The 14,627-nt window shown below is 45.0% G+C and carries 12 protein-coding genes; 2 read left to right on the forward strand and 10 right to left on the reverse strand.

The window, feature by feature from the left end; genetic code table 11:
• The first annotated feature begins 67 nt into the window (after positions 1 to 67).
• Positions 68 to 2,932: an excinuclease ABC subunit UvrA gene (uvrA, locus tag MD536_RS19515; RefSeq protein ID WP_239603210.1), complete on the forward strand. Its 2,865-nt coding sequence runs from the start codon at positions 68 to 70 to the stop codon at positions 2,930 to 2,932.
• 268 nt (positions 2,933 to 3,200) lie between these two features.
• On the opposite strand, the gene MD536_RS19520 is transcribed toward uvrA, so the two are convergent.
• The 10 genes from MD536_RS19520 to aspS form a co-directional block, all read right to left on the reverse strand.
• Entirely contained in the window at positions 3,201 to 3,578 is a 378-nt protein-coding gene (locus MD536_RS19520) for a hypothetical protein (RefSeq protein ID WP_239603212.1), read from the reverse strand.
• Positions 3,579 to 3,606: 28 nt separating this feature from the next.
• The gene (locus MD536_RS19525; RefSeq protein WP_239603214.1) at positions 3,607 to 4,575 is read right to left on the reverse strand and encodes a DUF6089 family protein; all 969 of its coding nucleotides are present in this window, start codon (positions 4,573 to 4,575) and stop codon (positions 3,607 to 3,609) included.
• A gap of 118 nt (positions 4,576 to 4,693) precedes the next feature.
• Complete coding sequence (locus MD536_RS19530; protein WP_239603215.1) at positions 4,694 to 5,146, reverse strand: GNAT family N-acetyltransferase; 453 nt, start codon at positions 5,144 to 5,146, stop codon at positions 4,694 to 4,696.
• Positions 5,147 to 5,155: 9 nt separating this feature from the next.
• The gene (locus tag MD536_RS19535) at positions 5,156 to 6,505 is read right to left on the reverse strand and encodes a M28 family metallopeptidase (RefSeq protein ID WP_239603217.1); all 1,350 of its coding nucleotides are present in this window, start codon (positions 6,503 to 6,505) and stop codon (positions 5,156 to 5,158) included.
• 13 nt (positions 6,506 to 6,518) lie between these two features.
• On the reverse strand, positions 6,519 to 7,781 hold the full coding sequence (locus MD536_RS19540) for a replication-associated recombination protein A (protein ID WP_239603218.1): 1,263 nt from the start codon (positions 7,779 to 7,781) through the stop codon (positions 6,519 to 6,521).
• Between the two features lie 50 nt (positions 7,782 to 7,831).
• Positions 7,832 to 8,779, reverse strand: coding sequence for a transglutaminase family protein (locus MD536_RS19545; protein WP_239603220.1), 948 nt, complete (start codon positions 8,777 to 8,779; stop codon positions 7,832 to 7,834).
• An 8-nt stretch (positions 8,780 to 8,787) separates the two neighbouring features.
• Positions 8,788 to 9,729: an alpha-E domain-containing protein gene (locus MD536_RS19550; protein WP_239603222.1), complete on the reverse strand. Its 942-nt coding sequence runs from the start codon at positions 9,727 to 9,729 to the stop codon at positions 8,788 to 8,790.
• Between the two features lie 18 nt (positions 9,730 to 9,747).
• Positions 9,748 to 11,193 (reverse strand): circularly permuted type 2 ATP-grasp protein, encoded by a 1,446-nt coding sequence (locus MD536_RS19555; protein WP_239603224.1) that lies wholly within the window; start codon positions 11,191 to 11,193, stop codon positions 9,748 to 9,750.
• Between the two features lie 99 nt (positions 11,194 to 11,292).
• Positions 11,293 to 11,805, reverse strand: coding sequence for a hypothetical protein (locus tag MD536_RS19560; protein ID WP_239603225.1), 513 nt, complete (start codon positions 11,803 to 11,805; stop codon positions 11,293 to 11,295).
• Between the two features lie 65 nt (positions 11,806 to 11,870).
• Positions 11,871 to 13,694, reverse strand: a complete 1,824-nt coding sequence (aspS, locus tag MD536_RS19565) for an aspartate--tRNA ligase (RefSeq protein WP_239603227.1) — start codon at positions 13,692 to 13,694, stop codon at positions 11,871 to 11,873.
• Positions 13,695 to 13,738: 44 nt separating this feature from the next.
• Here aspS and MD536_RS19570 point away from each other — a divergent pair, with 44 nt between their 5' ends.
• Positions 13,739 to 14,563, forward strand: coding sequence for a zinc-dependent peptidase (locus tag MD536_RS19570; protein WP_239603228.1), 825 nt, complete (start codon positions 13,739 to 13,741; stop codon positions 14,561 to 14,563).
• Positions 14,564 to 14,627 lie beyond the last annotated feature (64 nt).

Raw genomic sequence — 14,627 nt, forward strand, 5'->3', positions numbered from 1 at the left:
CCAATAACTGTTTTCAGATCTGTCAGATACTTACTTATTCATCTGTCGGAGAGCTTAGATTTGCATTATGAAAAAAAAGAAGGCGGGCGCAACAGAAGTGTTGGAAATGATTGAAGTAACCGGCGCAAGAGAACATAACTTAAAAAATATCGATATACAATTACCGAAAAACCAGCTCGTGGTTTTTACTGGCGTCAGTGGTAGCGGAAAATCTTCCCTTGCGTTTGATACGATCTATAATGAAGGGCAACGCCGTTACATGGAAAGTTTCTCCGCCTACGCCCGCCAGTTTGTGGGTGATATGGAACGTCCGGATGTTGATCGCATCACCGGTCTCTCTCCGGTTATCTCTATTGAGCAGAAAACGACCAACAAGAACCCTCGCTCCACCGTGGGTACCATTACCGAAGTGTATGATTTCCTGCGACTGCTGTATGCCCGTGCTTCCGATGCGTATAGCTACAATACCGGAAAACAAATGACCAAGTTTTCCGAAGAGGAAATCGTTGACAATATTTTCAGTAAATACACCAAACAAAAAATTTCACTGCTTGCTCCACTTGTTAGAGGCAGAAAAGGCCATTATCGGGAACTCTTTGAAGATATCCGTAAGAAAGGTTATCTCAAAGTGCGGGTAGATGGGGAAGTGAAAGACCTGGTGCCGAAAATGCAGGTGGATCGATATAAGATTCACGATATTGAAGTAGTGGTGGATCGACTGGCTGTTACTCCCGATATGAAACTGCGCCTTAGTCAGAGTGTGCAGAAATCGATGCAGGTTGGAAAGGGGTTGCTTTTTCTCTTGTTAAACGACAGCAACCAGGTAGTTCAATACAGTCGCCAACTAATGTGTGAAGACACTGGCATCTCCTATGAAGAACCCTCTCCAAATAGTTTCTCCTTTAACTCTCCCTATGGTGCCTGTCCAACCTGTAAAGGCCTTGGTACAGTTTACCAGGTTAGTATGGAGAAGATCATTCCCGATTGGAGTAAAAGCATCAAAGAAGGAGCCATTGCGCCGCTGGGTGAAGAACGGGAAGCCTATGTGTACAAACAGGTGCAGCAACTGGCAAAAAAAAATAAAATTGATTTGAAAAAACCGGTGCGGGATTTGCCGGATGCGCAACTCAACCTGGTGCTGTACGCTACTGAAAAACCGGGAGAGGAAGCAGATTTCGATTTTGATGAGCTCAGTGCGGCAGATCGGGTATATGCCGAGGAATTTGAAGGCGTTATTCCCCAACTGAAGCGCTGGTTTGCTTCCGCCAGTTCCGATGGCATTCGTGAATGGGCGGAAGGTTTTATGGACCTCACTACCTGCTCTTCGTGTGCTGGTGCCCGTTTGAGAAAAGAGAGTCTCTGGTTTAAAGTGGATGGGAAAAATATCGCAGAGATCAGCCAGTATAACCTGGATAAGTTGCTTGTCTGGTTCAATGGTCTTGAGCAACGATTGTCTGCCAAACAACGTGTTATTGCAAAAGATATATTGAAAGAAATTCGGGAACGATTGCAGTTTCTGCTGGATGTAGGACTTTCCTATCTTACATTGAACCGTGCTACGAAAACACTTAGTGGGGGCGAATCGCAGCGAATCCGGTTAGCCACACAAATTGGTTCTCAGTTGCAGGGTATCACCTATGTATTGGACGAACCAAGTATTGGCTTACATCAACGCGATAATCATCGGCTCATTACTGCGCTGCAGAACCTGCGTAATATCGGTAACAGTGTATTGGTGGTAGAACACGATAAAGACATTATGATGGCAGCGGATTACCTGGTTGATATTGGTCCGCGTGCCGGTAAATTCGGTGGCGAAATTGTTGCCCAGGGAACACCTAAAGAAGTACTGGATTCCAATTCTGAAACAGCGCAATACCTAAGCGGTAAAAAAAATATTGATGTGCCGGAGGCGCGTAGAAAGGGGAGTGGAGCCAGTCTTGATCTAAAGGGTGCCAAAGGAAATAACCTGAAGAATGTTTCAGTGAAGTTCCCATTGGGAAAATTAATTCTTGTAACAGGTGTGAGCGGAAGTGGTAAGAGTACACTGATCAATGATACACTGTATCCGATTTTATCACAGTACTGTTATGAGTCCAAACAAAAACCGCTGGAATATAAATCCATAAAAGGACTGGAACATATCGATAAGGTGATTGAGATTGATCAGTCACCCATTGGTCGTACTCCCCGAAGCAATCCGGCTACTTATTGTGGTTTCTTTACAGAAATACGACAGCTATTCGCGGCGGTTCCGGAAGCAAAAATCAGGGGCTATGCAGCGAGACGTTTTTCCTTCAATGTAAAAGGTGGCCGTTGTGATATGTGTGAAGGTGGGGGCATGCGGGTAATTGAAATGAATTTTCTTCCTGATGTATATGTGCACTGTGAAAAATGCAATGGCAAACGATACAATCGGGAAACACTGGAGATCCGGTACAAGGGTAAATCCATCAGTGATGTGCTGGATATGACGGTGGACGAAGCCGTGGAGTTTTTTCAGGCAGTACCTTATTTGTACCGGAAGATTAAAGTGTTGCAGGAGGTAGGACTTGGTTATATCACACTTGGACAAAGTGCCGTTACGCTTAGTGGGGGAGAAGCACAACGTGTCAAACTGGCAACTGAATTATCAAAGAAAGATACGGGCAAAACCTTTTACATATTGGATGAACCAACCACCGGTCTTCACTTTCAGGATATTCAGCACCTGCTGGATGTACTCAATAAACTAGTGGATCGTGGAAATACGGTTCTGGTTATTGAACATAATCTGGATGTAATAAAAGTTGCTGACCATATCATCGATATTGGTCCCGAAGGCGGCGATGGTGGTGGCCAGGTTTTATTCGAAGGCACCCCCGAAGAGCTCATAAAAGTGAAAGAAAGCCATACTGCCAGGTTTTTGAAGGAGGAGATGAGGAAGAAGTGAAAGGTGAAAAGTGAAAGGTGAAAGTATGTGAAAAGTGAAAGGTCAAAAGTGAAATTGGATGAATTCATTTTTCATTTTTGACCTTTGACAATCTTTCACCTTTCACTTTTCACCTTTCACGTTTTTCCGATAAGAGGCGGCAGGTAGTCTTAATAAAATCGTTGCATATAAAGGGTACAAACAATAGGGAACGGATCAGGTTCTAAAACCGGATTATTGGATTTTATCAATTTCCCTGCCTTCTTATCGGTAAGCTTATGGATACATATTAATGTACTACAATGGTTCCGCTTTCAATCAGTATATCATCACTGAATACTTCATAATAGTAGCGACCTTTTTCCGGTTTGCTGACTACCGTTGTTTCGCGGTTCTTGATTTTACTCTGTTTTACCAGTACTCCCTTTTGTTTGAATAGGAGCAACTTATACGTGCTTTGGTCATCGCCCTGTGCACTGAAGAATAAAACCTTTTGTGAAGTGTTAGTGTAGATGTTGACTGAATGCCGGTGATTGTTGTTTAGTTTTTGAATAATAATACTATCTCTTTCTGTGGGTTGATGGCTGTTTCCGGCCATCGCAACTATGCTTCCCATACAACTCGCCATGATCATCCACAGTTGCCGTTTCAGGATCCTGCATTTCATGGGAACGGATTATTGATTACATCGTTGATTAATAACGCAGCAATGTCGGGCACCTCATTTGACGATCACTATTGCTGGGTCTTGCCAGTTTGAAACTGAGTTTGAAATTGAATGAGTAATAGGCATCATTCTGTGTAGGCGTACCTCTTTTATCACCCGGACCAAAACCTGCCGATGCTCCACTTGTCTGGTCTGTTTTATTGGCCATTCTTCGGGCAAGCTGTGCTTTTTGAGTTCCTACACCAAAATACTGGTCAAACAAATCCGGATCAATGTAATTGGTACTTACGTCGTCAATATAATCGGTAAATGTTTTACGATGCAATACTTCCACTGACAGACTTGTTTTATCACTCAGGAAATACTTTACGCCTAATCCCATTGGGATATTGAGCTGAGTCAATTTGTAAGGCTTGCGATCAGGATACTCTGCAAATCCCTGTCCCTCTGTACTCAATGGTTTAAGGTTAACATATTCACCGGTAAGGGGATCGGTACCCTGGGGGTTATAATTAAATACGCCCACACCGATTACGCCATAAGGGCGAAATTTCCGATACAGATCTTCCGGATCCCATTCGAATAATACGGATGGATAAACTTCTGCGACCAACATACCTTCCAATACCCTGGAGCGAAAATCGGAATTACGAAAACGACGGGCTTCTTCCCAGCCCCCCTGCCCTTTAATAGCGGCATCGTCTCCTGCAATAGTACCATAGTTAGCGGCCAGTCTCAGTCCAAGTAGTGGAGACTGGTACGCAGTTATATGTGCACCAACAAAAAAACGGGTTTGTGAAAAGTTATTGTCTTTCAGAAAAGTAGTTCCTTTTCCGCGGTTACCTCCCAGGTCGCCCAGGAAGTTAGAGGGGCCAATGGTTATGCCCGCCTCGAACTCGTTGAAGATTCCGAGTTGTGCAAAACTTGCCTGCGTAGTTACAAGAGCAACAAGAGATAAGGCACATTTACGCAGGAATAGGGGTAAATGCTGTTTCATGAATATCAGATTTTGTTTTCGAACGGTTACTTGGATTACTACTATTAACGAGGTTTGGTCGGCTCTCGTATAAGCTTCGTAATCTTTTTTTTAACCTTCGTAAAACTACGCTCCGATATTACGATGGCATTTTTACCATTTCTATGTGTGGAATCCCATCTTCCAGGTAGATTTCTCCTTCCGGCTCAAAGCCTAATGATTGATAAAATTTTTCCAGATAACATTGTGCTCCAATGCGAATGGGAGCGTTACCCCAAAGTTCGTAACAGGCTTTTACAGATACTTCCATCAGTTCCCGTCCAATCCCTGTTCCCCGAACCAGGGGCGAACTTACCACCCTGCCGATGGACATTTCGGTATAGGAAATTCCCGGTGGCACCAATCGGGTTGAGGCTGCCAGTAATTCTCCTTTCCATCCCAATAGATGATAGCATTGCTGGTCTTTATTATCCATATCAAGAAAGATGCACTGCTGTTCTACTACAAATACTTCACTTCGAAGTCTTAATAATTGATACAACTGATGTGCGGTTAACTCCTCAAAGGATTTGAGTTGCCATTGAATCTTCATGTTGCTGTTTTATCTCCCAACTTCCGGAACTACCGGTAAACTTTCCTGTCCGTTTTCACTTACCGATTGAACCGCAAAAAAATAATTATCCTTGGAATAAGGTAGACGGATCGATGTTTCTGTTGTAAATATTTTTTTCTGCCAATGAGCTTCACTGGTTTCTCTCATTAATATATAATAGCCTTTGGTTTTCCCTGTTGCAGGAGCTTTCCAGTACAGATAGCTGGAGTTGGTAAGATTTTTTACATCAATTTTTACATCTGCCGGAACACCAGGAGCGCCTGCGAGGTTCGCCAGGCAGGCGAGGTTAACAGCCGTATTTTTTCTCAGGTATTCGAAATCCATGAATTCACGCAGGTCTCCATACTGCACTCCTTTTTCTATTCTTACATCCTGGTGCTGGTGTAAAAAATTTTCGTTCATTTCTGTAATCCGTACTGCAGCAAACCCTCTTTGCACAAAGGGAGTATGATCGCCGCCTCTCAGAAAACGATCGTTGCGATAGATAAGTTTGATTTCAAGATGATCCACATACCGTTCTCCCACTTCTTTTACATAACGCGCCAGCTGACGGGAAGGGCCATCATTCTCCAATCCCATACCGCGAATGGAAGCAGCTTTTTTATCAAGCTCATAGGCAGGAAGTCCTTCACTGAATACTCGAAGCCGGGTATTATCTATAATATTGGTTTCATTGCTGTTATTGCTGCCCATGATATCATTATTTAAAACAGCTTCAATTTGCCAGTTTTCTTTTTTGGCTTTTTCGGCGAGAAAACCTGCACCCAATAAACCCTGCTCTTCCCCGCTTACTGCAACAAAAATGATGGTCGCAGGATAAGCCGTTTGGCTTAATATTCTGGCTGATTCAATTACTGCTGCTACACCACTGGCATCATCATTGGCACCAGGCGCATCCGCCTTTGCATTCATTACATCCGTCACCCGGCTGTCGAGGTGACCGCTTATTAAAAAGATTCGTTTATCATTCGGATCGGTACCTTTTAGAACAGCCATCGCATTGCCCAGGTTAACCTGCTGGTTAATGCGGCGACCATCCGGCTGAAGGGTACTGGTATCAACATAGGCAGTCATTCTTCCATTGGTTTTAACCGCAAACTGGTTGAATTTCTGAACAACCCAGTTGCGGGCAGCACCAATTCCCCGTTTGGGATCTGTTGTAGAACTCAGGGTATGGCGGGTGCCAAACTTCACTAACTGATCGATATATGCTTGTAATGAATCGGAAGAAACCTGAGAAACCATTTTTTCGATGAGGGGGTCGCGACTTACAATAGTTTGCGCAACAGTTGCATAACCTGCAGCCGTTAAGGCTAACAATATCAGAGCTTTTTTCATAACCGGTAAGTTATTAATAGTTGTATTTATCCTTCCATCTTTGTTTAAGGAATTTGCGGATTTCCTCTTCTCTCGCATTCCTGCCGGGTTGGTAAATAGGGCGACCGCTTAGCGCATCCGGCAGGTATTCCTGCGCGGAAAAGTTCAATTCATAATCATGTGAATACTGATAGCCCTTGCCGTATCCCTGGCTCTTCATGAGTTTGGTTGGGGCATTTCTCAAATGAAGTGGTACCGGTAAATCGCCATGCTGTTGCACCAATGCGATAGCTTCATCTATTGCCAGGTAACTCGCATTACTTTTAGCAGATCCAGCCAGGTAAACTGCACATTGTGATAAGATAATCCTGGCTTCGGGATTACCAATCTTATGAACGGCATCGAAACAGGCATTGGCTAACAACAAGGCATTCGGATTCGCATTACCAATGTCCTCACTTGCCAGTATTACCATCCGCCTGGCAATGAATTTGATATCTTCTCCTCCGGCCAGCATTCTCGCCAGCCAGTATACGGCACCGTTAGGATCGCTTCCGCGAATAGATTTAATAAACGCGGAAATAATATCATAATGCTGCTCTCCCTGTTTATCGTAAAGCGCGATTTTTTGCTGAGCCACCTGCATCACCCGTTCATCGGTGATAACAACCGGACTCGCATCACCACCTGCTTGTACCACTAACTCGAGCAGGTTTAACAACTTACGGCCATCTCCACCCGAAATCCGGATAAGGGCGTCAGTCTCCTTTAATTCAATTTTTTTTTGCTGTAACCATTCATCCCGTTTCAGTGCATCCTGAAGTAATTGAATCATAGCCTGTTCAGTCAGGGCTTTCAGTACATATACCTGGCTCCTGCTCAGTAAGGCACTGTTCACTTCAAATGAAGGATTTTCAGTAGTAGCGCCAATCAGGGTGATGGTGCCTTTCTCGACTGCACCTAATAAGGCATCCTGCTGAGATTTATTAAAGCGATGAATTTCATCAATGAAAAGAATGGCTTTCTCCTGCGATTTAGCCAACTCAATTACTTCTCGCACTTCTTTTACGCCGGATGAAATCGCACTTAAGGTATAAAATGGGCAATCCAGTGTATGTGCAATGATATTAGCAATAGTTGTCTTGCCCACACCGGGAGGTCCCCATAATATCATGGACGGAACCTTCCCCTGTTCAATGGCATTTCTCAGGATACTGCCCCTCCCCGTTAGGTGTTCCTGCCCGATTAATTCATCCAGCTTGTGGGGGCGCAATCGCTCTGCTAATGGAACCGGCATGGTACAAATCTTAGTGGACAAATGTACTGGAATAGCCGGATTATACCATTCTATTGCTGCTGCTGTCTGCCGGCCTGATCCACTGTTGGCCGGAAATCCTGGTTGCTACTGCCGGGGGGCGTATTTACCTGGTTGCGTTCTTCAAAGCGATGACCATCTTCATAACCAACCGATACATAAACATACAGGTTTTGATGAGCCGGACCTTTAAAAGTCCCTTTGACGGGCGAGCAATCGGAAAAATTTCGCCCTACTGCCAGTTTTACATGGGTATTGCTGACCCAGATATTGTTAGTGGGATCAATTCCACACCATCCGTAATTGGGAATCCAACTTTCCACCCAGGCATGAGTAGCGCCTTCACCGCGCAAGCCGTTTTTATTCGGACAGATATAACCACTTACATATCGGCTCGGGATTTTCAGGGTTCGTAGCACCTGCAACATGACATGGGCAAAATCCTGGCAAACGCCCGAGCGATGTTCGATGATCTGATCTACCGTTGTTTCGATATCCGTGATGCCTTTGATGTATTGAAAATATTGATATATAAACTGGCTGCAATCCTGAACGGTTGCTGCTACGGATTTCCAGGGCTGGTAGATTTGACGAACGATTTCCTGGATAGCTTCCTGGCGCTGTATCAATTCCGGTTTGGTTAATTCCAATAAATGCAAAGATTGACTGATCTCCTGTTGCAACTGTTCGAATCCCGTATTGAACACCAGGGTACGATCCGCCGGAACTTTGGTGCGAACCACCAGTTTACTCTCTATCACCAGTTCCGAATGCGCCTGGTTCAGATTGAATTGCCCGATGCGGTTGCCCCAGTAATCAGTGTAGTTTAACATGGCGGGATTTCCGGTAATCTGCAAATCATGCTCCAGTATTTCCTGCTCTTCACAGGCATAAGGGAAGATCCGGATTTCGTTATGGCTTTCGGTAACAGGGCGATCGTACTCGTAACTGGTGATATGATGTATCTTGAATGTTGGCATGAGCTAAGTTAAGCGTATGAAAAAAAGAGCTGACTGAAACGCTGATTGAAGTCAAACAGGTCGCGTTTTATTTCCTGCATATAGGGTTGTAATCCTTTTTCCTTGAGAACAGATAAATCGGCATATTCAATTTTACTATGCAGTCGGCCAAACTCACGGTAAAGGCTACCTGCTTCTTCACTGTAGTTGTCCTTTATAACTTTATCGAGGTAAAAGCCAATGCGATCGAAACAATAACTGGCTGAGCGTGTGAACTGTTTGCTGAACAATACCTGTGAAGCTACATGCTGGTTGTGATAGGGACTACGGTAGGTTTTCAGATATAATTCATATCCCGATAAGGAGAGGAGCAGGGTTCGCCAGAACAGAACATCTCTTGAATGATCCAGTGAATAATCCACCTCAGCAAAAAAGCGGTCTGCCAGTTCTATGCTGATGACGGCTCTTTCCATGAATTTTCCCAGGGTCATAAAATTCCATCCCATATTCCGGGGCATGGTGCTGTCGGTAATGCCGGTGTACAGTGTCATTTGGGTGCCTAGCTCAGCTAATACATTCAGCGCATCGTTACGCATCAGTTTTTGCTGTAACAGGGGATTGTTGATCAGGTGGTAAAACTGGTTCACCTGTTCCCAAACTTCTTTCGTGATATGATCCTGTGCGCCTCTTGCATTTTCCCTTGCCCGGATTACCATCGCACGAATAGAGTTTCCGTTGGAGGTATCATAAATCAGGTGTTGCACCAATTGGAGCGGATGCTGATCGAAAAATTCTTTTTTTGCTTCCGCTGCCGTGCTGAACATATTGGTCAGTTGTGGCCAGAAATGAACAGCATGATCACCCTTGTCAAGCCATAAGGTGTAGTTCACATGCAGGATACGTAAGATGGCATCGCTTCTTTCGAGGTAACGGTTGAGCCAGTATAAGGAGTCTGCTAATCTGCTTAACATAAATGTTTCTCAGGTTGTTTAGTTGATGATCCAGGTGTCTTTACTACCTCCTCCCTGGGAGGAATTTACAACGAGCGAGCCTTCTCGTAAGGCAACACGGGTCAGGCCTCCAGGTACAATTTTCACGCCGCCCGGACCGTATAACGCAAAGGGCCGTAGATCTACATGTCTTGGCTCAAACCGGTTGTTGATAAAACAAGGCACGGTAGAGAGCCGGATAATTGGTTGAGCAATAAAATTGCGTGGGTCTTCTTCAACGGATTGTAACATGTTGTGAATCTCTTCATCGGTGGCAGAATTACCCATCAGCATACCATAACCACCTGACTGGTTGGTACGTTTGATTACCATCTCACGGATATGGTCAAACGTGAATTTCCTGGCATCCGGGTCAGCCAGTTGGTAGGTGGGAACATTGGACAAGATCGGTTCCTCATTCAGGTAATATCGGATCATGGCGGGTACATAGGCATAAACAGCCTTGTCGTCAGCCACGCCGTTGCCGATAGCATTGACAAGGGCAATATTCCCCTTTCGATAAGCTCCAAGAATGCCCGGAATGCCTAATGCACTATCGGGACGAAAAACCAGTGGGTCCATGTATTCATCATCAATCCGGCGATAGATCACATCCACCTGTTGTAGTCCCAATGTGGTTTTCATGTATACTTTGTGATTGTCTACTACCAGGTCGCGGCCTTCTACCAGCGGGATGCCCATCGACCTGGCTAAAAATGTGTGTTCATAATAAGCGGAGTTAAAAACACCGGGAGTAAGTAAAACCACCGTAGGATGCGCGATCTGCCTTGGGGCAAGTGATACCAGAACATTATATAGTTCCAGCGGGTAATTGTTTACCATGCGCACTTTGTTGGAAGTGAGCATATCTGGGAAAATGCGTTTGGTGACTTCCCTGTTTTCCAGCATGTAGGACACACCGGAAGGAGTGCGCAGGTTATCCTCTAATACATAATAAGAACCATCCTGACCTCTGATCAGATCAATACCTGCGATATGGACAAAAATATCATGCGGCACCCGGATGCCAAAAACTTCACGTGTATAATGGGGGCAGGATGCAATCAGTTCGGCAGGGATAATGCCATCTTTCAAAACCTGCTGCTCACTGTAGATATCTTTCAGAAAAAGATTCAATGCTTTCAGGCGCTGGGTGATGCCAGCTTCAATCTGATCCCATTCGTTTCCGGGAATGATGCGGGGAATGATGTCAAAGGGAAATATGCGTTCAATCCCTTCATTATCGGTGTAAACGGTAAAGGTGATACCCTGACTCATGAATAATTCACTCGCGAGGCGGTCTTTGTCATTCAGACTTCCGGCACTCAATTGATTTAAGGTTTCAAATACCTGTTGATAAGGCGGACGCACCTGCGATCCATCACACATTTCATCCCAACTCATGGGCACCATACAGTAATTGCTGAAAACAGATTGTTCAAGCATAGTTTTGGTTATAGATAAAAAAAGGTTGTTGCCCCACGTATGGAGCAAGCAACCTGTATTTCAAATATAACGATTCAGTGTGGTATTTGCAGGCCTGATCTATTCTTGCCCGGTTGGTGTGTCAAATGCATCTGCATGTTGTTTCAGGAGCCGGAACGTCATTGAAACATGGATCAGCAGTAACAACCCATACACCAACAGAAAATTGAGCATGGACTTCATGGTAGAATACATCATTTCCTCCAGTCCCTCAACTTCTTCTTTTTGCATGGATAAGGCCTGATCAATTGCCGTATTCAGCATTTCGGGATTCATTTTAAGAACCACTGCGTTCATAAATGCCATTCCTCCCAGCACGAGGGTGCCAATTCCATTTACCCGGATCAGATCACGAAGGGATGGTTTGCAATACATGTGGGCATCAATACCCCGGCTTAGGAACCGAAAACTGCAATAACTGTAAATAACCACGCAGGCCATCAGGAAAACAAAGATGAGCATAACAGGATTGGCCAATGCGGCCAATAAGCCGCCCAATACAAAAAAGGCGATAATACCAGCGATAGCAAGCAATAGATAAGTCAGAATTCTATAGAAGATCAGTTTTTTCATGATGGTTATTCCCGGCCGTAAAATTAAGGGTCTACCGGTCGGGTGGTACCCGACCGGTGAGAGGATCAGGAATTTAATTTTATACTTAACTCAGTTAGTTGTTTATCGTCGATCGCAGCGGGTGCATCCAGCATTACATCGCGGCCGGAATTGTTTTTCGGGAAAGCGATGAAATCGCGGATACTCTCAGAGCCTCCCAGGATAGCGCAAAGACGGTCAAATCCAAAAGCAATTCCACCATGTGGCGGCGCCCCATATTCGAAGGCACCCAGCAGGAAGCCAAACTTGTGCAGGGCTTCTTCCTTGCTCATACCAAGGGCCGCAAACATTTTCTCCTGCAACTCACGCTGGAAAATCCGGATGGAACCACCGCCGATTTCATTTCCGTTCAATACCATATCATAGGCATTGGCCTTAATATTCGCATACGGATGTTGCAAGTAATTGGCGACATCTTTGATTTCCGGATCATTTTCAATCATCACAGCAATATGATCCGGCTTGGGCGAAGTAAAAGGATGGTGTCTTGCTACCCAGCGATTTTCTTCTTCTGCGTACTCAAACAATGGAAAATCCAATACCCACAACAATTTGAACTCATCCTTACGACGCAAGCCCAGGCGCTCACCCAGCTCAAGCCTCAATTCACTGATTGCCTTGCGGGTTCTTTCTTCCCGGCCTGCCAGTATCAGTACCAGGTCGCCTGGTTGTGCAGCGGTTATGCCCGCGATAGTTTTGAGTTGTTCTTCATTAAAGAACTTATCTACGGAACTCTTAAAACTGCCATCAGCACCACAACGGATATAAACCAGGCCGTTCATTCCGATCTGCGGACGTTTAACCCATTCCGTTAGCTCGTCCACCTGTTTGCGGGTATAGTCAGCAGCACCTGGTACGGCAATTGCCAGCACCGTTTCTGCCTCATTAAATACTTTAAATCCACTTGCCTCAAATATTTCCAGTGCAGCTGCATCTCCTGTCTGTGCCTCAAATACAGTTTTCAGGTTCGCCAGCTCCATTCCAAAACGGATATCCGGTTTGTCGTTACCATATTTCAGCATGGCATCGTTCCAGGTCATGCGCTGAACGCTTTCCGTATAATCTATGTTTCTAACGTCCTTGAATATGCGCTTAATCAATCCCTCGAACATCTGCAGGATGTCTTCCTGCTCTACAAAACTCATTTCGCAGTCGATCTGTGTGAATTCCGGCTGACGGTCGGCCCGCAGGTCCTCATCGCGAAAACATTTAACTACCTGGTAATAGCGATCGTATCCGCTTACCATCAGTAATTGCTTGAAGGTTTGCGGACTCTGTGGCAACGCATAAAACTGTCCGGGGTTCATACGGGAGGGTACCACAAAATCACGGGCGCCTTCCGGCGTGCTCTTAATCAGAAATGGTGTTTCAATATCCATGAAGTTGTTTTCATGGAGATAATTACGTGCGGACCGATTCACTGAATATCGCAATTCCAGGTTGCGCTTTACTGCATTCCGGCGTAAATCGAGATAGCGATACTTCATTCGAAGATCATCACCACCATCTGTATCATCCTGGATGGTAAAAGGAGGTGTAGTCGCTTTATTCAGAATGGTGAAACTGGTCACGTCAATTTCTATATCACCGGTTGCCAGGTTTTTATTTTTGCTGGTTCGTTCAATCACCTTTCCTGTTACCTGCAGTACATACTCTCTGCCCAATGGCTGGTTATCCAGTTGCGGGGTTAGTGTTTCTCCGAATAATAATTGTGTGATCCCATACCTGTCTCGCAAATCCACGAAAGTGATGCTGCCGAATTTACGAACCGTTTGAACCCATCCTGCCAATGTCACTTCTTTTCCTATGGCATTTGCATTTAATTCCCCACAAGTATGCGATCTATACATATAGAATTTATATTTTCGGTTTGTTGCTGAGGTGCAAATGTAACATGATTACCGTAATTACGATATTAGGCGGAAGCAGCCTCCTGGTTTTTCTGATCTGGAGCTGGGAGCGAATTCGTTATGATTACCGGCGACTTGACCGCGACAGCAATCATCCTGCACCGGAAGGCTCCGGCTCCCTGTTGCCGGAGTGGGCACAGCACCACGACTGGCTTCGCACCCACAATATCTATTATCGGTCGCTTAGTTTAGATAACCAGGCCCGCTTCCTTCGAAGAGTGATGGATTTCATGCGGTATAAAGAATTTAAATATATTGACCTGGAGCCAGATCCCATGATTCCGCTCCTGATCAGCGCCGCAGCTGTGCAACTGACATTCGGACTGACAGATTTTCGCCTGGATTTTTTTGAAAAAATCTATGTTTCCGGTTCTGCCTACCAGGTTCACTGGCACAAACAGGCTTTCCAGGGCCATGTAAGTCTGCAGGGAATATACCTAAGCTGGGATCATTTTTTTCATGGATACCAGGAATATGATGATGGCCACAATGTAGGGTTACATGAAATGGCCCACGCGCTCACCTATGGTGCCATGATGGGCAGAACTACGATGGAGAAAAGTTTCCGCACCAAATTCAAAGAATACGCACAAGCGGCCTACCCGATACTTATGCGGATGAGGAATGGAGAAGATTCCGTCCTTGACCGCTATGCCGCCACCAATTTTCACGAATTCTGGGCTGTTTCCATCGAGACTTTTTTCGAAAAGCCCCTATTGTTAAAAACCTGTGAACCTGCCTTATACAATGCACTTTGTCAATTGCTGAACCAGGACCCACTTGAATTAACAGCCGTAAAACTGGTTTAAGGCAGTCCATTCGTCGAAAACCTGATTTTTACAGGATTTTAAAGGCCAAATGCTTTTAAACTTC

It is taken from the genome of Flavihumibacter cheonanensis, assembly GCF_022352215.1.
GTDB classification, from domain to species: domain Bacteria; phylum Bacteroidota; class Bacteroidia; order Chitinophagales; family Chitinophagaceae; genus Flavihumibacter; species Flavihumibacter cheonanensis.